Source organism: Novosphingobium sp. CCH12-A3, from assembly GCF_001556015.1.
In the GTDB taxonomy this organism is placed as follows: Bacteria; Pseudomonadota; Alphaproteobacteria; order Sphingomonadales; family Sphingomonadaceae; genus Novosphingobium; species Novosphingobium subterraneum.
Map to the genome: position 1 here is coordinate 1 of NZ_LSIA01000234.1, position 21,033 is coordinate 21,033.

Here is a 21,033-nt window from a genome sequence, read left to right on the forward strand (position 1 = left end):
GGTCGCTCTCGCCGCCTGATTTAGCTTCGCCGCGGTCCTCGGCGTATGCTTACCCTGAACCCACTGCTTCGACGTCACATTGTAGATCGTACCTCTGCGGTTGGTTGAGGACACCGCCAAGCGCGCTGCCAGAGTATCCGTGATCGGCCCAGACACCGCAGCCTTCGCCTGCACGAAATTCAGGTTGCCGAAACTTACTTCCGCCTTGCCTTCAAAGTCGAAGGTCGGCTGGTTGGTGGTGATGTTGATCGCGCCGGCTGTAGTGTTCTTGCCGTAGAGCGTGCCCTGTGGCCCGCGCAGGACCTCAATCTGCTTCACGTCCAGGAAGTCGAACGTCGCCGAGGCGACCCGCGCGTTGTAGACGTCGTCGATATAGATGCCGACGCCTTGCTCGATGCCGTCGTTGGTCAAGCCGAACGGCGCGCCAAGGCCACGGATGTTCACCGCAGTGTTGCGCGGGTTCGATGAGTAGAACTGCAGCGTTGGCGTCAACTGCTGCAAACGGCCGACGTTGAAGGCGCCGGTATTGTCGATATGCTCGCCCCCGACGACAGAAATTGCCAGCGGCACATCCTGCGCTGTTTCCTGGCGCCGACGCGCGGTAACGACAATCTCGCCGCTGTCACTGGCCCCCGTTCCGACGGAAGTCGTCTGGGCGTCCTCGGGTGCGGGCACTGCGGCGTTGGTGGTGGTGGCAGGCGCTTCGGCAGCGTAGACGCCATGCGAAGCCAGGGCGAGCGGCGCAACGCCACCCGCAAGAAGGACGCGGAAATTCATCGTAGGACCTCATGTGTTCCCGAACGATGCTTCCGGTGGTCCGGTCAGCGGTGCGGTAGTTCTGCTTGTTTATTGGTATTGGCTGCGTGGAACGATCAGTTCGGCTTGAGCCGTCGCTTCTCGGTCACGTCAATCTGGACGACACGCCCTTCATGGACGGTCAGTTGCACGGCCCCGTAGCGCAGCCCGGTCAGGGCTTCGCGCACGCTTGCAATGCTTTCTTCGAGATGGCGTTCGGACTCACCCTGGTTGCCAGCTCCTGGTTTGGTGGGTTCGGTCATCTCCCGTTCGATCCTGTTGGCGCGAAGGGTGCCCGTCGATTGTGTTCGCATGATTGCCTTGCCCCTTTCCTGCGCGGTTTCCGGCGAATCGTCGCCGTTGCTCAGCTTCTATACTCAAGTTTTTTAGTAGACATTAAACTTCGTCTGTTACGGCTCAAAGCTTTCCTTTTGCCGATGCGATAGGCTGTCGCGCACTTGGCGCCGTCCAGTTCGATTAACTCTATCGAAGAGATAGACAATGCTCGTGCGACGAACGGGCGTCAGCGCGCGACAGTTCGCGCGGCAGCCCTGCTGGAGCTTTCGACACCCCGTCCCGGCGGCTCAGTCGTTCTTGATCAGACGCAGTATCGGCGGCGCCCTCCGCGGAGCGTGCGGTTCGTCGTCCTCTAGCCTGTGAGCGAGGCATTCAACTGCCATGGCGAGATGGAGAGCGGCCATAGCCTCACCGTGCGTGTCGAGTTCGTCGAGCGCAGTCGACAGGGCTTCGAAAACTTCGACTAGTGGCTTGGCTGCTACCTGCATGGCGTAGACTGTTCCTGTTGCCCCGCACAACCGGACGGACCCTGTTGCATGCCAACTCCTAACCGCGAATTTGCAGGCAGAAAGGGAAGATTGCACCGGAAATGAACAACCGGAAACCGAGCTGGAGGCAGATGCAGGACGTAGCCACGGAGATTTACTTACCTCTCTGACAGTTAGTCAGCCCCCTCCTTTGCGCTGCAACATGCCGGCGACCTGCCGCCGCCAGAATCAATCGCCTCCGCTTTGGCAGTATCGACAGGCGCGGTGCCTCCGCGCTTTTGCACCTGCTTTCCAGTATGCTTCAGCCGCCGAATCAGCAGCGGGTTTTCCCCACAAGAGCGACAAAGCAAACATGCGCTCGACGGACGAAAGGATCGGCGCAGACCGCAAATCACCAAGAACTGTTAAGGTTCGGATTCGAACCAATCACCTACCGGCAGCGCTCCATGGCTTCTCTCGCCAGCCGCGCGAGTACCGGAAATGCCTCCGCACGGTCCTTGGCATGCGCTGATGCGGCAGTACCCCGAAGGTAGCGCCCCTTGATGCCGTGGAAAATCGCGGCGAGCCGGAAATAGTTGAAGGCGACATAGAAATCCCACGACGCAATCGAGTCTCGCCCTGTCCGGCGGCAATAGGCAGCGACGTACTCGGCCTCGCCGGGAATGTTCAGTTTTGCCAGGTCCGCCCCTTCCAGCCCGGCCACGATATTGGGCGGCATGTGGTACATCATCGCGTGATAAGCGAAATCGGCCAGTGGATGCCCCAGCGTCGACAGCTCCCAGTCGAGCACGGCAATCACACGCGGTTCGGTGGGGTGAAAGATCATGTTGTCACAGCGGAAGTCCCCGTGAACGATGCTGGTCTCGTCCCCTTCGGGAATGGCTGTCGGCAGCCAATCGACCAGGGCATCCATGTTCGGATCCCGCCCGGCAAGTTCGTCCTCGAGGTACTGCTTCGACCAGCGGCCGACCTGGCGCACGAAGTAGTTGCCAGGCTTGCCGTAGTCGCCCAACCCCACAGCTTCATGGTCGATCGAGTGCAATTGCGCGATCGTTGCGTTCATCGCGTCGAAATAGGCCGGCCGCTCTTCGCGGGAAACGTCAGGAAAGGTCGCATCCCAAAATATGCGGCCCTCGACCATCTCCATCACATAGAACCAGCTGCCAATGACACTTTCATCGGTGCACAATCCGTGGACATGCGCCACCGGAAAGCCAACGGACCCGAGAGCCAAGAGTACCTTGGCCTCCCGCTCGACCGCATGTGCCCCCTTCAGCACTGGACCTGGAGGCTTGCGGCGCAGGACATAGGCGCGGCCTGGCGTGATCAGCTTGTAGGTCGGGTTCGATTGCCCGCCCTTGAACTGCTCCACCTCAAGCGGCCCCGAAAAGCCCTCGACATTGGCCTCCATCCACTTCGCAAGCGCGGCCTCATCGAAGCGGTAGCCCTCGCGAACCGGCGTGGTGCCGGCATTTGCCTCCTGCGCCGTGCCGCCCATCAGTGTGCCGTCCCCGCCTGTGCGTGGCGCCAGTCGCGGCGGATCTTCTTGGCAAGGCTCCACTTGTGGACCTCGGTCGGGCCATCATAGATGCGGAACGCGCGCACTTCGCGGAACATCTGCTCGACGATCGTGTCGGAGGTGACGCCCGTTCCGCCCATCACCTGCACGCACTTGTCGGCCACGCGCATCAGCGCCTCGGACACAGCAACCTTGGCCATCGAGCTTTCGACCGTGCCGAGCGAGCCGGTATCAAGGACGCCTGCGCACCAGTCGATCATCAGTTCGGCCTGCTTCAGGTCGATCATGTTCTCGGCCAGCATGAAGCCCACGCCTTCATGATCGATCAACTGCTTGCCGAATGCCATGCGCCGGTTGGCATAATCGGAAGCGATCTCCTGCGCGCGGATGCAGCCGCCGAGCCAACGCATGCAGTGCGAAAGACGCGCCGGGCTCAGGCGAACCTGGGCATACTTGAAGCCCTCACCCGGCTCGCCCAGCATCTGGTCTGCCGAAACGCGAAGATCCTTGATGTCGATCACCGCATGGCCGCCGGGCATATTGCTGTCGATGGTGTTCGGCACGCGCACGATCTCGATCGCCGGATCGGGCAGGTCGACGAGGAACATGCACGCCCCGCCCTCCTCGTCCTTCGCCATGACGATGCCGACCTTGGCACCCTTGGCACCGGTAATGAACGCCTTTCGCCCGTTGATCACCCAGTGGTTGCCGTCACGGCGGCAGGTCGTCTGCATCATCGACGGGTCGGAACCCGCTCCGCCGGTCTCCGCAGGCTCGGTCATGAAGAACGCCGACCGCGCCTCGCCCGACACCAGCGGCTTGAGGAACCGTTCCTTCAGTTCGGGACTGCCAACCTTGCCGAGCAGGTACATGTTGCCCTCGTCCGGCGCCTGCGTGTTCACTGCCAGCATGCCGAGCGGCGAGAGTCCCGAACGGATCAGCACGACCGCAGTCTCGCGCTGGCTGAGGTGGCGACCGTCGGCCAGGATGTGCGGCGTCAGCACGCCCGCCGCGCGGGCCTTCTCGCGCATTTCCATGACCATCTCGTCAAGCGGCGCGCCGTGATCGTCACGACGCGGATCGCTCTCGTACGGGATCACTTCCTCGCGAACGAACCGCTCTACCCGATCCGCGATTTCCAATGCGGCGTCCATGCCGATGCCAGTTGCCATTTGCTCTACTCCTCAATCGCAGGATCGGTTGATGATCGTATCAGCGCGGCGCCATGCGGATTGCACCGTCAAGGCGGATGACTTCGGCGTTGAGCATCGGATTGGTCACGATGCTTTCGACCATGCGCGCGTATTCTTCGGGCTTGCCCAGACGGCTCGGGAACGGGACCTGGCTCCCCAGCGAATCCTGCGCTTCCTGCGGCAGAGACTGCAGCAGGGGCGTCAGGAACAGACCCGGCGCGATCGTGTTCACGCGGATGCCGTAGCGCGCAAACTCCCGCGCAATCGGCAGCGCCATGCCGACAACGCCGCCCTTTGACGCAGAATAGGCGGCTTGCCCGATCTGCCCTTCGAACGCTGCGACGCTGGCGGTGTTGATGATGACGCCGCGCTCCTCGCCAACCTGCTCGGCATCGAAGATGCGGGCCGCGAACTTCGAAAGCACGTTGAACGTGCCGATCAGATTGATCTGGATGATCTTGCTGAAATCCTTGAGCGGTATGGCCCTGCCATCGCGGCCGATGACCTTGGCGGGTGGGCCGATCCCGGCGCAATTCACCAGAATGCGTGCCTTGCCGTTCATCGCCTCAGCTTCGAGGACGGCGTTTTCGACCGCGTCCTCGTCGGTCACGTCGACCTTGAAGAAGGTACCCCCGATGGCTGCCGCATGCGACCGGCCCAAGTCTTCATTCAGGTCAAAGATCGAAACTTTCGCGCCAAGTTCAGCGAGTCGCGCCGCAGTCGCTCCGCCGAGACCGGAAGCACCACCAGTTACGATCGCAGCCAGACCATTGATTTCCATAGCCAATCCAATCCGATCAGCAGCAAGCCAGAAGCTTTTCCCGACCCACTGGAACAATATATACTCACGAGTAGGTATTGTTCTTTTGGGTATGGTGTCAATCGCAAGACTGCCCTACCCTGCGCGCGACAAAAGCGCCGCTCGCGTCGAGTTTCCAACTGGCAGAACACGCAGGTAACCGTCCTTGGCCCCACGATCGCCCTTCAAGACCGCCGCAGAACGCAGCGAAGAACGTGAAGCCAAGCGCATGGCCGTGCTGACCGCTGCAGTGCGCATGTTCAACGCGCGCGGCTATCACCAGACTTCGCTGGACGACGTGGCCGCCAGCCTCGGCATCTCGAAGCCGACGATCTACCACTACCTCGGCAACAAGGAGCAGGTGCTGATCGAATGCCTCACCATTGGCATGAACCAGTTGCTAGCCGCAGCCGAACAGGCGCGATTGATCCATGGCCTCGGCCTGGAGCGTCTGCGCGCGTTCCTGATCGACTATGCCGAGATCAACATGAACGACTTTGGCCGCTGCAACATCCTGACGGCCAACGAAGCCCTGTCGCCAGACGCCCGTGAGACGATACGCCTTCGCAAGCGCCGCATCGACGCAACACTGCGCGAGCTTGTCGCCGAGGCCATAGCCGATGGATCCGCCGCCCCGTGCGACCCCAAGCTCGCGGCGCTTACCTTGGCGAGCGCACTTAATGGCCCGTCCCGCTGGCATCGCCCCGATGGCGAACTGCCCGAGCGCGAGATTGCCGTAAAGCTGGTCGACTTCCTGACAGCGGGCCTTGCTCCGCGCTGATCAATTGCCGTTGTAGAAGTTGCGGAACGAGGCAGGTGCGCCGCACTTGCCGATCGCCGTTTCCACATGCCGCTTGCGCTCACGCACCAGCGAGGCCGAGGTCAGCGCGAACTGACGCTCATAGCCGACCTCCGCCGCCGTGAAAGGCTTCGTGCCCGCTAGGACGCTCGTGCCGCCAAGGCCGAAGACCATGAAGTTGAGCATGTCAGCCAGTTGCTGGTTGTCGCTGATCCGGCTCTTGGCGATGTTTGGCAGCCGCAGCAGATAGGCGCGGGTATCGGCCGTGCACATCATGTAGCCTACGCGCCCGCGCAATTCCGGCAGCCTGGCTGGCGCAGAAAGGCCCTGCACCCCGTGGCACCCGGCGCAATGTTCGATATAATCGGCCTTGGCCAGCTCAGGATCCCCGATCGCCGCCAGTCCATTCGCAACCGTCTCGGCGCGGGGATCGCCCGCAGATACCGCAGGCATCGCAATTGCCAGCGCCGCGATAACTCCGGCCAAGGCCAACACGCGCATCGCCCGACCCTCAGGCCGCGCCGATCATCATCGCGGTGGAGCAGTGATACTCCATGCTGCTCGTACCGAAGCACCAGATGATATTGTTGTTGAGCTGCGGCAGATAGAGCTGCGTCTCGCGATCGATATTGTCACAATTGCACTGGCCGCAGGCGGGCTTTCCGCAACAATCGCGATAGGCGATCATGTAGGCCTTGCCGTCATCCGGATTGATGCACGAACCGACCCACGAAACCGGCGATGGTTCGGCGCCTGCCGGGCAAGTATGGATGCCCCCGCCACAGCAGGTGCACAGCGCGCCATCGATGGCGCAGTAACGCCAGTAATTGCACTTGGTCTGGTCGGTCGTCTGCGCGCTGCGCGCAAACGCGGTCTTGGCCTCGGGCGAACGATCAGGCTTGGCCGCTTCGGCGCGGCTCACCGGCAGCAGCGGGAAGACCGGCGCCGCCACCAGCGCCGCCCCCATCCGCGCAAGGATGCCACGACGCGATGTTCCGCCAGCAAAGCGCCGCAACAGCTTCTCGCCCATTGCATCGGGATTGAAACGCTTCATCGGATGCCCCCTATGATCCTTTGGATGCGCGAGACCGATCAGGCCGCAGCGACGGTCTTCAGCTTGCCGATGTAATCCTGCACCGTGGCGATCCCCATTTCATGCGCCACCACCAGGCTCTCGAGATGCTCGCGGCTGTTGACCAGGCCCTTTGACAGGATGGTCCCCTCTGCATCAAGCAGCACCGCGTAAGGCAGCTTGCCCACTTCAAACGCCTGCCCCACCTCCGGTCCGTTGATGAAGCGGTAGCTTTCCAACCCCTGCGCGGCAATCAGCCCGCGCTGCACCTGCGCGTCGTCGTCGCCGACGAAGGTCAGTTCGACCCGCTCGTCCTTGGCAAAGGAGCGCGCCGCCGGGATCATGCCCTTGCACAGCGGACAAGTCGCCGAGACGAACATCAGCAGCCGAAGCGGCGCGTTCCTGGCGGGCCCACCCACGATCACATCCTTGCCGTCAAGGGTGTGTGCCGGAACCGCAGGAGCCTTGCCCCCGACCGCAGGCCCACCGCTGGTTTGCAAGGCGCCCGCCGGAGCCACCCGCATGTGCAGCACGCCCACTTGCCGCGCCAGCGCCAGCAGCGCCACCACCAGGGCTATGATCACCAGCCATGACAGGGCCTGCCCAACGATCAGTGCCGTCATCATCGCGAATTCCTTTCCATGGCGAGAGGCCCTTGGGCCAGCGCCGCCAATGCGTTGGCCAGAAGGGTTAGAAGATAAAGTGCCGTGCCAGCGGCTAGGCCGATCAGCCATTGTCCCGAAGCGAACTGCGGCTGTGGCAGCAGCGCGGGAACCAGCAGCAGAGCCAGCACGATGTTGCGTGTCACGAGCGCGCGACTGAGGGGCTGGCGAAGTTCTGACCGGCCGCACCCGCAATCGATGTGCGAACGACCCCGGCCGATGTTGATCGCCATGGCCGCCGCAAAGACCAGCAGCAACAGACCGGCCGGCACTGCTGCAAGGCGAACGCCGCAGATCAGCGCAACCCCAACCGCCACTTCGGCAAAAGGCAGCGTCGCCGCGACCACCGGAACCAATGCCTCCGGCAGCAAGCGATAGTTGGCGACGACGCCGGGAAATATCCGCCGGCTGCGCAACTTTGCAATGCCAGCGCCAACGAACACCGCGCCAACACCGATCGCGCCTGCCGTGCCGGCGATCCCCATTGCTGCCTGCATGCTCAAGGCGTCGCCGGTGATCACATCGGCTCCACGACGGTGATCAAGCCGCCACCGGCGTTTTCGATCTCGTGCTTCACCTCGCCTGTCTTGGAATCAATGACCTGCGCATCGCCCTTGTAGCCGTTGACCATGATCATGGCCGCATCGTCCTGCGTGATCTGGATGTTGCCCGGCTTGCCTTCCACGGGAATGCGCTTGACCAGCTTCCTGGCCGCCAGATCCACGCCCCAGATTTCCTCGGCGCCTTCCTTGTGGCTCCAGTATTCGCCTTTGTGCATCAGTACCCACAGCGTGCCGCTGGGCCTGTGCAGCGCAACTGGCTGCATCCCGCCGGGATACCAGGCAATGTCGAGCGGCTTGACATCGGCGGACTTCATCCCGCCCGCTTCCTGGATCGAAAACGGCGTGCTGACCTCGACCTTGGCACCGATCGAAGCCGTGCGGATCAGGCCGGTATAGCTGACCATCACCGCCTGCTTCTTCTTGCGATCATAGACGGTGTTCGAAAAGATCGGGTCTGCCGCAGCGTCAAAGAACGGCTCGGTCCGCGTGATGTCCTGCGTTGTGCCCTTGATGGCCACGGTCGCGATCGTGCCGTCTGCGCAGAGCGAGGAAAACCCCACGCCCGGATTGGGAATCATCCCCGCGCACCCCGGCAGTTCCACCGCACGCACGAACTTGCGCTTCACCATGTCGATGATGTTCACCGACGAGGCCGGATCGAAGTTGTAGTCGTAGGCGGTCTTGCCATCGTCGGTCAGCACGAAGTTGGTCGTAAACCCGCCGACGATCAGGCGCCCCGGCGTGGGGATTTCGCTTACCAGCTTCAGAGTCTTGCTGTCGTAGATCGAAACCAGATCCTGGCGCGTGCCACGGTTGACCTTGGACCAGATTGTTTCGGCAACGTAGTAGAACTTGCCCGATGGGTCGATCGCCATATCGGAATCGCGGCTGGTGTTGACCATGCCGACCATCTTGCCCGTGCCAGCGTCGAAGATGCTCGAACCTGCCGATCCCCAGCCGCCACGGACGTAGAACCAGCTTGCCTTGGGCGGCTCCAAGGTCATCACGCCAGGCTCTTCGGCCTCCGGCACCACGGTTTCGGCGAATGCCGGCGTGGCATGAAGACCTGCCAGCGCTCCGGTCAGCATCGAACCCAGAACAACTCGCGCCACCTTGCGTTGAAGCGTCATCTCGGCCCCCTTTGCCAGTCCGCAGGACAGAGACTTGACGCATGTCCAGATTCGGTCAACGCCTTTTTTGCGTGTGCGAAACGATGCGCTACCTGCGGTTGGTCAAGCCCGCAATTTCTGCCGAAGTTATCGACTTGGCAAGCGATACCAGCGCATGTGTCGCAATTGCGGTATAGGCGCTCATCCGCGAGGCCCAAGGCTTTTGGTATCCGAGGAAAGGCGTCGCCCCCTCCATGGACGCACTGATGTACAGCGCGACATCGCGGACCTCCTGCGCGCTCAGTGACGGGTTCAGTTCAGCGATATACTCCGCGATGAATTCGTGCACGCGCTGATAGAACAGGCGTACACGGTCGGCCACGAATTCGTTGTGGTTGGCCAGAGCCCACAGCTCCGTGAACAGCCTGGTGGTTCGCTTGCCCGCGATGTCGTCGAGGCACATGACGACGATCAGTCGCAGCCGCTCCTCGGCGTCGAGACCAGGCTGACGGACGGTGCGCTCGAGAAGCTTGTCATAGTTCCCGATGATGTCATCGAGCAGCGTCTGGATCAGCAGTTCCTTCTTGGGAAAGTGGTAGCTGACATTCCCCACTTTCATCCCGCATTCCGCAGCGATCCGCCGAATGGTAAAGGCCCCTGCCCCCTCATCGATCAGGACGCGCAGCGCCGCCTTGATGATCGCGTCGACCGTCTCCGTCCCACGAGCGTAGGTTCCCGGCCGCCGGGCGGATGGCAAGTCGGTGTCTAAGGTCTCGGGAAGCGCAGCCATTACGCACCGCGCATAACACCGCGCCGCCCAGAGACCAAGGTCGCGCTTGCACCGATTGCCGCCCAACGGTTACTTGCCCAACAAGGCGCTTGACCCACACCGGATGCCTGTCCAGATTCCGGACGTCACAAGCCGGTGCCATCAGGCGTCCCGCTTTGCCCTTCCGGATCATCCAGGGATTTCAGGCGATGAGCATTACCCTCACCGTAAACGGCCGCAAACGCCTTGTCGAAGCCGAAGCAGACAAGCCCTTGCTCTGGGTGCTACGCGAAGATCTCGACATGCCGGGGACCAAGTTCGGCTGCGGCGCTGGCCTGTGTGGTGCCTGCACCGTTCACCTCGATGGCGATGCCGTTCCGTCGTGCCAGACGCCGATTGCCGATGCCGCCGGCAAGTCGATCACCACGATCGAGGGCATCGGCCTCAATGCGCTCGGCAAGCGCGTGCAGGACGCATGGGTCGCGCTCGACGTGCCGCAGTGCGGCTATTGCCAGGCCGGGCAGATCATGTCCGCCACCGCACTGCTCAAGCAGAACCCGAAACCTACACCGGCCGATATCGACGGCTGGATGAGCGGCAACATCTGCCGCTGCGCAACCTATATGCGCATTCGCGCCGCCATCCGCACCGCCGCAGGCCTTCCGGCTGAGGGGACCGCAGCATGAGCGACCAGTTGACCCTCTCCCGCCGCTCGTTCATCGCCGCCTCGCTGGCTGGCGGCACGGCACTCACTCTCGACGCATCGGTCGTCCTCGCCGCTGCAACGGCCACTGCACCCGCCGACGTCCTCAACGCCTTCGTCCGCGTCAATGCCGACAACACCGTGACCATCGGCGCCAAGAACCCGGAGATCGGACAGGGCGTAAAGGTCATGCTGCCCATGCTGATCGCCGAGGAAATGGACATCGCGTGGGAGCAGGTCCGCATCGAGCAGACCGATGCCGACGAGAAGCGCTATGGCCCCCAAGTAGCCGGAGGCAGTACCGCCACGCCGCGCAACTGGCTACCGATGCGCCAGGTCGGCGCCGCAGCCCGCGCCATGCTCGTTTCCGCTGCAGCAAAGAAGTGGGGCGTCGATCCCGCCACCCTCACCACGGCCAGAGGCGCCGTGGTCCAACCGTCCTCCGGCAAGAGCCTAACCTACCCCTCTCTGGCCAGGGCCGCCGCTGCCGAAACCCCGCCCGATCTCGCCAAGGTCCAGTTGAAGGACGAGAAAACCTTCACGATCATCGGCAAATCCAAGCCCGGTGTCGACGTGCCGAAGATCGTCAAGGGCGAGCCCCTTTACGGCATCGACACCAGCCTCCCGGGCATGGTTCACGCCGCCATCGTCAAGTGCCCGTCCCACGGCGGCACGGTCGCCTCGTTCGATGACGCGGCGGCAAAAGCCATCCCCGGCGTGCTCGGCGTCGTTGCCGTCAACAGCGGCTTCGTTCCACAGGGCAAGTCCGACACGGTGGTCGTCATCGCCGACAGTTGGTGGAAAGCCAGCAAGGCACGCGAAAAGCTTGGCCTGAAATGGGACGACGCTGCCGTCACAGGCTTTTCAACCGCCAAATACGAAGCCGACGCCGCGAAGATCGTCGGCAACGCCCCGCAAGCCAGCCTGTTCAAGGTCGGCGATCCGGACGCCACGCTCGCCAAGGCGGCAAAGGTGGTCAAGGCGGACTACGAATACCCCTTCCTCGCCCACGCATCGCTCGAACCACAAAACTGCACGGCGATGTTCCAGAACGGCAAGCTCGAGATCTGGGCGCCCAGCCAGGCGCCCGCGGGCGGCCGCGAGGAAACCGCCAAGCTATGCGGCCTGAACGCCGATGACCTTACCATCCACATGACACGGATCGGTGGCGGCTTCGGACGTCGCCTGATGAATGACTACATGGTGATCGCCGGCCAGGTCGCGAAGGCCATGCCCGGAAAGCCGGTCAAGGTCCTCTACGACCGCACGGACGATTTCCGCCACGATTTCTACCGCCCCGCCGGCTGGCACCGCTTCACCGCCGGTCTCGATGCCAACGGGGCGCTCATTGCCCTCAAGGACCACTTCGTGACGTTCGGCGCTGATGGCAAGCCGATCCGCGCCGCGCAGATGGCGCCGAGCGAGTTCCCCGCGCCGGTCGTGCCCAACGTCGACCTCGGCGCCAGCTACATGGCGACCAACCTCGCCACCGGCTGGCTGCGCGCGCCGACCTCGAACGCCATGTCGTTCGTGTGGCAGTCGTTCATGGACGAGGTTGCCGAAGCCGCAGGGCTCGATCTCCCCGAGTTCATGCGCCGCACCCTCGGGGCACCGCGCGAGATCCCGGGCGAGCGCGTGAAGTTCCACACCGGCCGGGCGCGCGGCGTGATCGACGCGGTGTGCAAGTCCGCTGGATGGCAAGGCCGCAAAAAGGGCCGCGGCTTCGGCTTCTACTTCAGCCACCTTGGCTATTTCGCTGAAATTGTTGATCTTTCGATGAAAGACGGCAACATCCAGATCGATAAGGTTTGGGTGGCAGGCGACATCGGCGCGCACGTCATCAATCCGATCAACGCGCTGAACCAGGCGCAAGGCTGCGTGATCGATGGAATTGGCCAGGCGCTCGTTGGACAGAAGATCGTGCAAGAGAACGGCGCAATCACCGCCGAGAATTTCGGGGACTTCGCCCTCATGCGGATTGATGCGGCGCCTCGAGAAATCGTGGTCGAATTCGTTAAGACAGACTTCCCGCCGACCGGTCTTGGCGAACCGGCTCTTCCTCCGGTCATTCCTGCTCTGGCGAACGCAATCTACTCGCTCACAGGAAAACGGCATCGCCGCCTTCCGTTGGAGATGATATAGCCCGCGGCGCATGGTCGCGACGACTCCCTTAGACATTCTTCGCTTCTTGTCCGCTCGTGCGGATGAAGGCGTGGAGACCGTGCTCGTCACTCTGGTTGCGGTGATCGGCGGATCCTCGCGCGGCATTGGCACGCAAATGGCCGTCGCGGCAGACGGTCGGCGGGTTGGTTCGTTCTCCGGCGGTTGCATTGAAGACGCCGTGGCGGCGGAGGCACTGGAAACGCTGGCCGACGGCTGGGGGCATGTGGTCCGTTACGGTATCGGTTCACCCTATATCGACATTCGCCTGCCGTGCGGTGGGGGAATAGATCTCCTGTTCACGCCTCGCCCGGATACTGCGTCGATCCGCAAGGCTCTCGATTTGCTGGGAGAACGCCAGCCAGCCGCACTTCGGTTGGAATGCGATCGGGTCACAGTGGTGACAGACGCGCAGGAAGCGCCATGGAATGGCGAATGTCTGACCCACTGCTACCAGCCGGCATTACGCATTCATGCATTGGGCCAAGGCGAAGATCTTACGGCTTTTGCCAGATTGGCCAAAGCCTTCGGCGCACAAGTTCATGCACTATCCCCTGACGTCGGCACTTGCATGGACCTTGCCGCTCTCGAGATCGCGACCACCCGCATCCAGGTGCGCTCAACCTTACCATTGACCGCGTCCGATCACTGGTCCGCTATCGTGTTCCTGTTTCACGGGCGCGATTGGGAAGAGCATCTGCTGCCGCAGGCGCTTGCGCTCCCGGCATTCTACCACGGCGCCATCGGCAGTCGGCGCACACATCGCGCAAGGCTTGATGCCTTGCAGGCAAGCGGCGTCCCCTTGGAACAGATCGCGCGTCTGCGCGGCCATATCGGGCTTATTCCTTCCACCCGCGATCCGGCAACGCTTGCCGTTTCCCTGCTCGCCGAACTCGTTGCCGAATACAACACTCTCGCGCATTGGACCTACTGGACAGGCGAATCCCTGGCCGACGCAGAGCAATGACAGTTGCCGACATCGTCGTCGTTCTCCTCGCTGCCGGGCGCGGAAGTCGCTTCGGCGGCAGCAAGCTTGCCGCGACGCTTGCAGGCCGGCCACTGGCCCGGCACCTCGGTGACCGTCTGGCAGCCTTGCCGTTCAAGCGAAAGCTGATCATCTGCTCCGAAGCTACGCCCGAGGTCGAAGGCTTCGAGAGGATCGCGCTCGAACCAATCGGCGCTCCACTGTCCCGCTCGATTGCCACTGGCATTGGCGAAATTCCCGATGCCTGCGCCGCCTTGATTGCCCTCGCAGACATGCCGCTCGTGCCGACCAGCCATTTCGAGAATCTCATTCAGGCGTTCGATGGCGATCACATCGGCACCAGCGTGGCCGATCGCACGATGGTTCCTGCCATCTTCGGCGCGCGGCATTTTCCGGCTCTGCGCTCGCTCCAAGGTGATCGCGGAGCCGCTGCCCTGCTGCGCAATGCACCAGCAATCCCGCTGGATCAGCATCTTGCCCTTGATATCGACACGCCCGAAGACCTGGCGCGCGCTGAAGCGATCATTCAGGGGCGATAGGTCTTCTCGACATGCCCCTTGATGTCTTCGGGGTAGAAGTAGACCGCCCTCATCTTTCCTGCCGCATATAGCTCGGCCTGATCGTTGAAATGGGGTGACCCTTCGCGGCCACTGGCCCCGCCCGACGATACCGCCATGGCCCTCACTTTTGGGCCGAACTCGACCACGGCCACAAAGCTGTTCCCGCTCGTGCCGTACCACCGCCTGGTTCCCGGATATTGCTTCGTCCCAAACGATGCCAACGAACCCCAGCGGGCCGAAGAGAATGCCACGGGCAAACTGGGCTTGTGGTCAGCGAACGGCTGGATGATGTCCGAAGTGGTGCGCTGATAGCGGTTGACCTCGCTCCAAGGCACTTGCCACCCGCCAAAGTCGGCCTGCAAGCGCGCAACCGCGCGTGCAAGCGCCGCCCTGCGCTGCTGCTCCGTCGTCGCCCGCATCGCGGCGAAGACGTTGCCGGTGCGCGGCAGCGACTTGCGCACGTCAGCCTCCAGTTCGTCGCCCCAATAGTGTGCAAGGCTCATGGCCTGTGAACCTGCCGACCATCGCCGGTCCCAGCCCTTGAGTAGCGCAACCGGCCCGCTCAGCGGATCTGTTGCAGCCACCTGCGCCAGCCCCGTAATCAGGTCTTCGAACAGCGGCATGTGCGGATCGTAGGCGAGCGCCCGCAGGCTTTCCAGATCGAGCCCCTGCGCCTTGCCCAGCAGCTCAAGCGCATGGTCGCCGCGCGGATTGGCCCCGACCTGGTCGAACGTCGCCGGCCAGCGCGCCGCATTCAGCGTGCCTTCCCCTGCCGCGCGCCACGGCGCATCGTTGGAGTTGTAGACCCAGCCTGACTGCGGATTGACCACGTCAGGCCGCTCTGCCGGCCCATATAGCCCCTTCCAATCGGCGCCAGGATTGCTCCCATCCACCGGTTCGCGATAGTCGAAGCTCGCATTCCGACGGGGCGCGAATTGCGGCATGAGCAGCGCGATATTGCCGGCACGATCGGCGTACAGGGTGTTGTTCGACGAATTGGCGCGATACTCGGCGATCCTGAGAAATTCCGCCTTATCGCGGGCCTTTGTGCGCAACCATGACTGGCTGAGCGCAGCTATTGGCCGGTGCATCAAGGAAAGGGCAATCCACTTGCGGCTCTTTCCCTCACCGCTCTGCCGCACTATTGGTCCATGGTCGCTGGCGTAAGTCCGGAAGGTTCGCTCGGCCAGGCTTCCATCCGGTTTGCGGAAGCGCAGAACGATCGGCTTCACCGCGAACGGCTTGAATGCAGATCCGCGCTTGTAAAGCCACTTGCCCCGCCTTCGCGCGACCGTCTCGACGAATTCGTCGACGTTGTCGGCACCGCTGGTGGTGTGCATCCAGCCAAGCTTCTCGTTGAAGCCCTGATAGATGAAGAACTGCCCCCAGGTTGAGGCGCCATAGGCATGCAGCCCTTCCCCGCTCTTCATCTCCAGCTCGGATCGGAAGAACAGCGAGGTATGCGGGTTTATAAGCAGCAAAGCATTGCCATTCGCCGTGCGCTTGGGCGCTATCGCGATCCCATTCGAACCGCGCGGCTCGTCGTCCCGCAGCATTTCCCTTGCCAGCGCCAGGAGGCTTGCTTCGCCACCGTAGAACGCGGCGAGAGGCTTGAGCGCTGCCTTCTCGATGTCCCCACCGATCGATCCTTCGGTAAATGAGAGCGCCATCCATGGCTCGAAGCGGGTCAGGACTTTCGGCGTGTCTTGCGGGTGGGTCGCGATGTAATGGTTCAGGCCGGCCGCCCAGGCATCCATGAGCTTGCGCAGCCAAGCCGGCGAAGCCGCATAGTCGCGCTTGAGAGCGTCCGGATCGATCCACAACCGCTGTCGCAGGTCCTGCCACAGAAAGTCCTCGCCCTCGGTCTCCGCCCGTCGCCCCAGCGCAGTCAGCAGGTTCGCCTCGATGCGCGGGAAATCATCCTCCGCCTGCGCATAGATTGCGCCGAATACGGCATCGGCATCGGTCCTGCCATCGACATGGGCAATGCCCCAGTCATCGCGGGTTATCTTGACGTCATGGCTGCTTGCGTGCGCAGGTCGGGCAGCCATAAGAAGGGCCAGCAAGGCGCTGCGGGAAAGGGCTCCGAAGGTCATCGACCTGTCCTAGCGCCTTTCCCGCAGCATGGCGAAGGAAGAGAGCGGGACCCTTCGCCAATTCGGTAACCGGGCACGGCCTCAGGCAATTGTCCGCACCGCGAAAGCCGCCGCCGCCGCTCGTGTCTCGACGCCCAGCTTCTCGAAAACCTGCTCCAGATGCTTGTTCACCGTGCGCGGGCTGATCCCCAGGATCTCGCTGATCACCCGGTTGGGCTTGCCATAGCTGATCCACAGCAGAACCTCGGCCTCCCGCTGGGTCAGACCATAACGGTCTCGCAGGCGCTCCAGGTCGGCGCCTTCACGGATGAGATTCAACCGCACCAGCACCTCCCGCCCCTCGCCCTCGTCGCGACGTACGGGTCCGACGAGGACCAGCTCGACGACCTGCGCCCCGGCCTCGAAACGCAAGGTCGCGTCCGGATTGTCACGCAGGGCCATCAAGCGGGCAACCGGCCCGGCAAAGTCCGGTGGCAACCGATCCCCGCCGCCCATCGACGCCATCAGGTGCTCCACTTGCGGCGTTGCCCAAAGCAGCTGCCCCGCACGGTCCACCGCGAAAAGATGCCTGCCGGTTGCGTCGAGAGCGGACCTTCCCGCCTGCGAGACCCGCGCGCCCGCAAGATGCACCCGCATCCGCGCCAGCAGTTCCTCGATCGCAATGGGTTTGCGGACATAGTCCACTCCGCCCGCGTCCAGCGCCCGGACTGCATGTTCGGTCTCGGTAAGACCGGTCATGAAGATCACCGGGATGTCCGCCAGCCGCGGCTGCTTCTTGATCGCTCGCGTCGTGTCGAACCCGTCCAGTCCCGGCATGATCGCATCGATCAGGATCAGATCCGGAGCAACGTGCTGCAGCAGCTCGAGGGCATTCTCACCATTCGTGGCGATCAGCACGGTCATCCCGGCCCGTTCGATCGTGTCGATCAGGAAGTGCAGGGATTCGGGATTGTCGTCGACGACAAGCACTGTGTCGCGCCCGGCCTGCCCGGCGAAGGTATCACTGAACATTGACGACGCCTCGTCGGAGGGCTTCGCGCAGGCCCTTGAAATCGAAGCATTCGAGACTGGAACGAAGGTGTGCGACGAAGCGGGCTGCATCGGGGACGGCATCCTCAAGCTCTGAGAGGCGGGTCTGGATCGCGCGGACATTGCCGATCCGCGCGAGGCTTTCGATCTCGGGTACAAAAGGCAGTGCTGCAGCCGGCAAGTGCAGTTCCACCGTCGCGGCCGCGGGCGATTTTCGCGGACTGCCATCCTGCACGGTCCAGGTCAGGTCCAACTGCCAGGAAAGCGCATCGAGCAGGCTGTCGAGTTCAATCGGCTTGGTCAGGAACATGTCGTGCGGATCGTGCCCGTCTCCGCCCCGCCTGAACTGGTGCGCGTCGGCCGAAACCATGACAATCCGCAAGGAACCGCCGTGCGCCGCTCGCAGCAGACCGGCCGTCTCCCACCCGGTCTTGCCGGGCATCGAGATGTCCATGAACACGATGTCGGGCCGCGTCGCCGCAGCCAGCGCGATCGCGGTGTCCCCGTCGCGCGCACCGGTAACAACAAAGCCCAGTGGCCGCAGCAGGTTCTCGATGACCGAAGCCTGCGCTGCATCGTCGTCAACCACCAGCACCCGGCGCCGCTCGCCTTCATACCCGGTAATGACATCCGCGCGATGGCTCTGCACCGGTTGCGTAACCGGCCGGGAAAGCATCAGCCGCAGGGCAAACCGTGTGCCCTCCCCCAGCGTGCTGTCGACGGTCAGGTCTCCGCCCATCACGTGCACCAGCGTCGAGGTGATCGCGAGGCCAAGACCTATCCCCGGCTGCCCCGCCACGGAATTGCTGTTCCCCCGCTCGAACGCGCCGAAGATACGGTCCATGTCCTCGGGCGCGATGCCGATGCCGGTGTCGATCACCTCGAACGTCGCGATCTCGCCGCGCCAGCCGATGCGGAAGGTCACCGAGCCGGCCGGCGTGAACTTGATCGCGTTCGAGATCAGGTTGATCAGCACCTGCCGCAACCGCTTCTGGTCGCCCCGCACGAACTCGGGCAGTTGCCTGGGCGTCTCCAGGCGGAACATCAGCCCCTTGGCCTGCGCCTGCGGCCGGAACATGTTGGCGATCTGCTCGACAAACGCCGGCAACCGGATGGTATCGCGCGACAAGCGCAGCACGCCAGCCTCGACCTGTGCAATATCCAGCAGCCCGTCGACCAGATTGGAAAGGTGCTCGCTCGACCGGCAGATGACCTTGCCCACCTCGCCCGGATTCAGGTCGCTCCCGCGCTCCAGCAATTGCGCGTAGCCGTAGATCGAATTGAGCGGCGAGCGGATCTCATGGCTCACCGAAACGAGGTAGCGGCTCTTGGCGGCGTTGGCGTTCTCAGCCACCTCGCGAGCCTTCTGCAGCGCAGCGTCGGTCGCTTCATGCGCGACGATCTCCTGCTCCAGTTCCCCCAGATGCCGCCGCGTCTCGTCCAGCGCGGCCCGCCGGCTTTCATGCGCCAGCACGATGAACCAGGAGCCCACGCCCGACATGAAGAAGAACACCAGGAACACCGCAAACAGGATCGACCAGACGTGGGTCGAAAGTGCCGGATAGTAGCGCGCATACTCGCGTCCGATCAGGCCCAGCACCAGCATGTTGGCCAGCGTGAACGCTCCGGCCACGCCAACGAAATGCCCGGTGGTGGTGTGGACATGGCGCGCCAGGACGCGCGGCAGCAGGCGCTCGGCGATGTTGGTGAACTGCTCGGTGGCGCGGGCACCCTGCTTGCAGGCATCGTGGCACCGCGTCTCCAGCGTGCAGCACAGCGAACAGATCGCGCCGGAATAGAACGGACAATGTGCAGTATCGGCTCGCTCGAACCTATTCTCGCAGATCACGCAGGCGACCCGCGCCGGAGCCCCGGCCTCTCTCCTGCGGGCAAGATAATAGCGCCCGTGCGTAAGCCCGGCGAGCAGCGGCGCGGCAAGGCATGCCACGACCAGCCCGATGACCGGCGAAAAGGCCTGCGCCACTTCCCCCGCAAATCCGAGCTGGCATACCGCCGAAGCGATCAGCGACAACAGCATCGCCCCGATGCCGACAGGGTTCACATCATAGAGGTAAGCCCGCTGAAACTCGGGGTCGGCCGGGTTGAGCCGCAAGGCCCGTGACACCACAAGGTCCGCCGCGAGTGGTCCGATCCAGCTTGCTGCAAGGCTTGCATAGAGGATCATCACCACGTCGAACGAACGGGTGATGCCAAAGAACAGCAGCATGGCTGCCAGCCCGACATTGAACAGCAGCCAGACATGGCGGGAAGAGTACCCCTGCGTCAGCCGCGCAAACAGGTTCGACCACGCAACCGACCCGGCAAAGGCGTTGGTCAGGTTCGCACGCGTCTGACAGACCACCGCGAACAGCAGCACCAGCAGCACCCCCGCCTCGCGGCCACCTCCGATGGCGGCGAAAGCCTGCACGTGGATGCGACTGACTGATGCCGCGGCATCGGGCGCAATTCCCCGGCCAATCGTCCAGGCTGCCAGCACCCCGCCGATGGCCATTTTCAGGCCGCCAATCACGACCCAGCCCGAACCGCCGAGCAGCACCGCGCTCCACCATCGCTGCACCCCGATCTGCTCCGGCGGAGGCAGGAAGCGCAGGTGCCCGGCCTGTTCACCGATCCGCGGCAGCAGCGAGAGCATGACCGAAAGCGCAAAACCGAACGAAACGAGGGCAGAGCGTGGCGCGTATACCCCGTTGAACCCGCTCCACACGTCTCCGACGTCGCCAATGTTCCAGGCAATGTAGGCAACCGGCACCAGTTGCAGCGCAATCCACATGGGCTGCGTCCACGCCTGAAAACGTGCGATGAAACGCATGCCCTGGAGCGCCAGCGGCACCACGACGAAAGTCGCGACAAAGTAACCGAGCTCGAGCGGCAAGCCCGTCGCCTGCCGCAGCGCGTCAGCAAGGATGCTCGCTTCGAGCGCGAGCAACAGGAAGGTGAAGGTGGCGTAGATGAGCGTGCTGATGGTCGAACCGAGGTAGCCAAAGCCATTCCCGCGCGAAATCAGATCGACATCGATCCCTCGCCGCGCAGCATTCAGGGTTATCGGAAGACCGATCAGGAGCAGGATCAGGCAACCCGTAACAATCGCCGCAATGCCGACCTTGAGGCCGTACAGCACGGTGATGGCCGCTCCGATTGCCTCGTAGACCAGCGAGGAACTCGTCCCCAGCGCTGCTGCCACCACGCGCGAAGCCGGGCCTTCTCGCGCTTCCTCACCGGTATGGCGATGTGCGAAGTCATCGAGCGTCTGGACCGCCGCCCACTGATTGTAGGAGCGACGCTCGGGAACGATCGTGGTGGAGCGCGACATGCCCGATGCAGCCGCCCGTCCCGCAGAATCCAGCCTGGCTCGTTCCATGCAGGTGATAGTGGCCAAGACGGCGCCGTCAGAGGATGGGCCGATCTACGTACACC

General features: G+C 63.2%; 20 protein-coding genes. 5 read left to right on the plus strand and 15 right to left on the minus strand.

Annotation, left to right across the window (positions count from 1 at the left end):
• The 6 genes from AX703_RS18710 to AX703_RS18735 form a co-directional block, all read right to left on the minus strand.
• The coding region (locus tag AX703_RS18710; RefSeq protein ID WP_156452124.1) for a TonB-dependent receptor at positions 1 to 777 on the minus strand (777 nt) is incomplete at its 3' end.
• A 95-nt stretch (positions 778 to 872) separates the two neighbouring features.
• Entirely contained in the window at positions 873 to 1,058 is a 186-nt protein-coding gene (locus AX703_RS18715) for a YezD family protein (RefSeq protein ID WP_039334070.1), read from the minus strand.
• 321 nt (positions 1,059 to 1,379) lie between these two features.
• Entirely contained in the window at positions 1,380 to 1,580 is a 201-nt protein-coding gene (locus AX703_RS18720) for a hypothetical protein (RefSeq protein ID WP_039333932.1), read from the minus strand.
• 430 nt (positions 1,581 to 2,010) lie between these two features.
• Positions 2,011 to 3,078, minus strand: a complete 1,068-nt coding sequence (locus AX703_RS18725; RefSeq protein ID WP_039333930.1) for a phosphotransferase — start codon at positions 3,076 to 3,078, stop codon at positions 2,011 to 2,013.
• Positions 3,078 to 4,271 (minus strand): acyl-CoA dehydrogenase family protein, encoded by a 1,194-nt coding sequence (locus tag AX703_RS18730; RefSeq protein ID WP_062346212.1) that lies wholly within the window; start codon positions 4,269 to 4,271, stop codon positions 3,078 to 3,080. Before AX703_RS18730 ends, AX703_RS18725 begins: the two co-directional genes overlap by 1 nt.
• Before the next feature lie 40 nt (positions 4,272 to 4,311).
• The gene (locus tag AX703_RS18735; RefSeq protein ID WP_062346213.1) at positions 4,312 to 5,073 is read right to left on the minus strand and encodes an SDR family NAD(P)-dependent oxidoreductase; all 762 of its coding nucleotides are present in this window, start codon (positions 5,071 to 5,073) and stop codon (positions 4,312 to 4,314) included.
• A 184-nt stretch (positions 5,074 to 5,257) separates the two neighbouring features.
• Between AX703_RS18735 and AX703_RS18740 the strand changes: the two genes are divergently transcribed.
• Complete coding sequence (locus AX703_RS18740; protein ID WP_062346214.1) at positions 5,258 to 5,872, plus strand: TetR/AcrR family transcriptional regulator; 615 nt, start codon at positions 5,258 to 5,260, stop codon at positions 5,870 to 5,872.
• On the opposite strand, the gene AX703_RS18745 is transcribed toward AX703_RS18740, so the two are convergent.
• The 6 genes from AX703_RS18745 to AX703_RS18770 form a co-directional block, all read right to left on the minus strand.
• Positions 5,873 to 6,391 carry a hypothetical protein gene (locus AX703_RS18745; RefSeq protein ID WP_062346215.1) on the minus strand — a complete coding sequence of 173 codons (519 nt, stop codon included), beginning with the start codon at positions 6,389 to 6,391 and terminating at the stop codon, positions 5,873 to 5,875. It abuts the gene before it with no gap.
• Positions 6,392 to 6,401: 10 nt separating this feature from the next.
• The gene (locus tag AX703_RS18750) at positions 6,402 to 6,944 is read right to left on the minus strand and encodes a methylamine dehydrogenase light chain (RefSeq protein WP_062346216.1); all 543 of its coding nucleotides are present in this window, start codon (positions 6,942 to 6,944) and stop codon (positions 6,402 to 6,404) included.
• A 38-nt stretch (positions 6,945 to 6,982) separates the two neighbouring features.
• Positions 6,983 to 7,585 carry a methylamine utilization protein MauD gene (locus tag AX703_RS18755; protein WP_231735614.1) on the minus strand — a complete coding sequence of 201 codons (603 nt, stop codon included), beginning with the start codon at positions 7,583 to 7,585 and terminating at the stop codon, positions 6,983 to 6,985.
• A complete protein-coding gene (locus AX703_RS18760; protein WP_231735615.1) occupies positions 7,585 to 8,145 on the minus strand; it encodes a MauE/DoxX family redox-associated membrane protein in 561 nt (186 codons plus the stop codon). Before AX703_RS18760 ends, AX703_RS18755 begins: the two co-directional genes overlap by 1 nt.
• Positions 8,142 to 9,317 carry an amine dehydrogenase large subunit gene (locus AX703_RS18765; RefSeq protein WP_062346220.1) on the minus strand — a complete coding sequence of 392 codons (1,176 nt, stop codon included), beginning with the start codon at positions 9,315 to 9,317 and terminating at the stop codon, positions 8,142 to 8,144. The genes AX703_RS18760 and AX703_RS18765 overlap by 4 nt, the downstream gene beginning before the upstream one ends.
• Positions 9,318 to 9,405: 88 nt before the next feature.
• Positions 9,406 to 10,086, minus strand: coding sequence for a TetR/AcrR family transcriptional regulator (locus AX703_RS18770; protein ID WP_062346222.1), 681 nt, complete (start codon positions 10,084 to 10,086; stop codon positions 9,406 to 9,408).
• 188 nt (positions 10,087 to 10,274) lie between these two features.
• Here AX703_RS18770 and AX703_RS18775 point away from each other — a divergent pair, with 188 nt between their 5' ends.
• From AX703_RS18775 to AX703_RS18790, 4 genes are read left to right on the plus strand one after another with little or no spacing between them, the layout of a single operon-like run.
• A complete protein-coding gene (locus AX703_RS18775) occupies positions 10,275 to 10,751 on the plus strand; it encodes a (2Fe-2S)-binding protein (protein ID WP_062346224.1) in 477 nt (158 codons plus the stop codon).
• Positions 10,748 to 12,910 carry a xanthine dehydrogenase family protein molybdopterin-binding subunit gene (locus tag AX703_RS18780; RefSeq protein ID WP_062346226.1) on the plus strand — a complete coding sequence of 721 codons (2,163 nt, stop codon included), beginning with the start codon at positions 10,748 to 10,750 and terminating at the stop codon, positions 12,908 to 12,910. Before AX703_RS18775 ends, AX703_RS18780 begins: the two co-directional genes overlap by 4 nt.
• 46 nt (positions 12,911 to 12,956) lie before the next feature.
• Positions 12,957 to 13,895, plus strand: a complete 939-nt coding sequence (locus tag AX703_RS18785) for an XdhC family protein (RefSeq protein ID WP_231735616.1) — start codon at positions 12,957 to 12,959, stop codon at positions 13,893 to 13,895.
• Positions 13,892 to 14,452, plus strand: coding sequence for an NTP transferase domain-containing protein (locus AX703_RS18790; RefSeq protein WP_062346229.1), 561 nt, complete (start codon positions 13,892 to 13,894; stop codon positions 14,450 to 14,452). The genes AX703_RS18785 and AX703_RS18790 overlap by 4 nt, the downstream gene beginning before the upstream one ends.
• On the opposite strand, the gene AX703_RS18795 is transcribed toward AX703_RS18790, so the two are convergent.
• The 3 genes from AX703_RS18795 to AX703_RS18805 form a co-directional block, all read right to left on the minus strand.
• On the minus strand, positions 14,440 to 16,569 hold the full coding sequence (locus tag AX703_RS18795) for a penicillin acylase family protein (RefSeq protein WP_062346231.1): 2,130 nt from the start codon (positions 16,567 to 16,569) through the stop codon (positions 14,440 to 14,442). The genes AX703_RS18790 and AX703_RS18795 overlap by 13 nt on opposite strands.
• An 81-nt stretch (positions 16,570 to 16,650) precedes the next feature.
• A complete protein-coding gene (locus AX703_RS18800) occupies positions 16,651 to 17,580 on the minus strand; it encodes a DNA-binding response regulator (RefSeq protein WP_062346233.1) in 930 nt (309 codons plus the stop codon).
• A complete protein-coding gene (locus AX703_RS18805) occupies positions 17,570 to 20,977 on the minus strand; it encodes an ATP-binding protein (RefSeq protein ID WP_231735617.1) in 3,408 nt (1,135 codons plus the stop codon). The genes AX703_RS18800 and AX703_RS18805 overlap by 11 nt, the downstream gene beginning before the upstream one ends.
• Positions 20,978 to 21,033 lie beyond the last annotated feature (56 nt).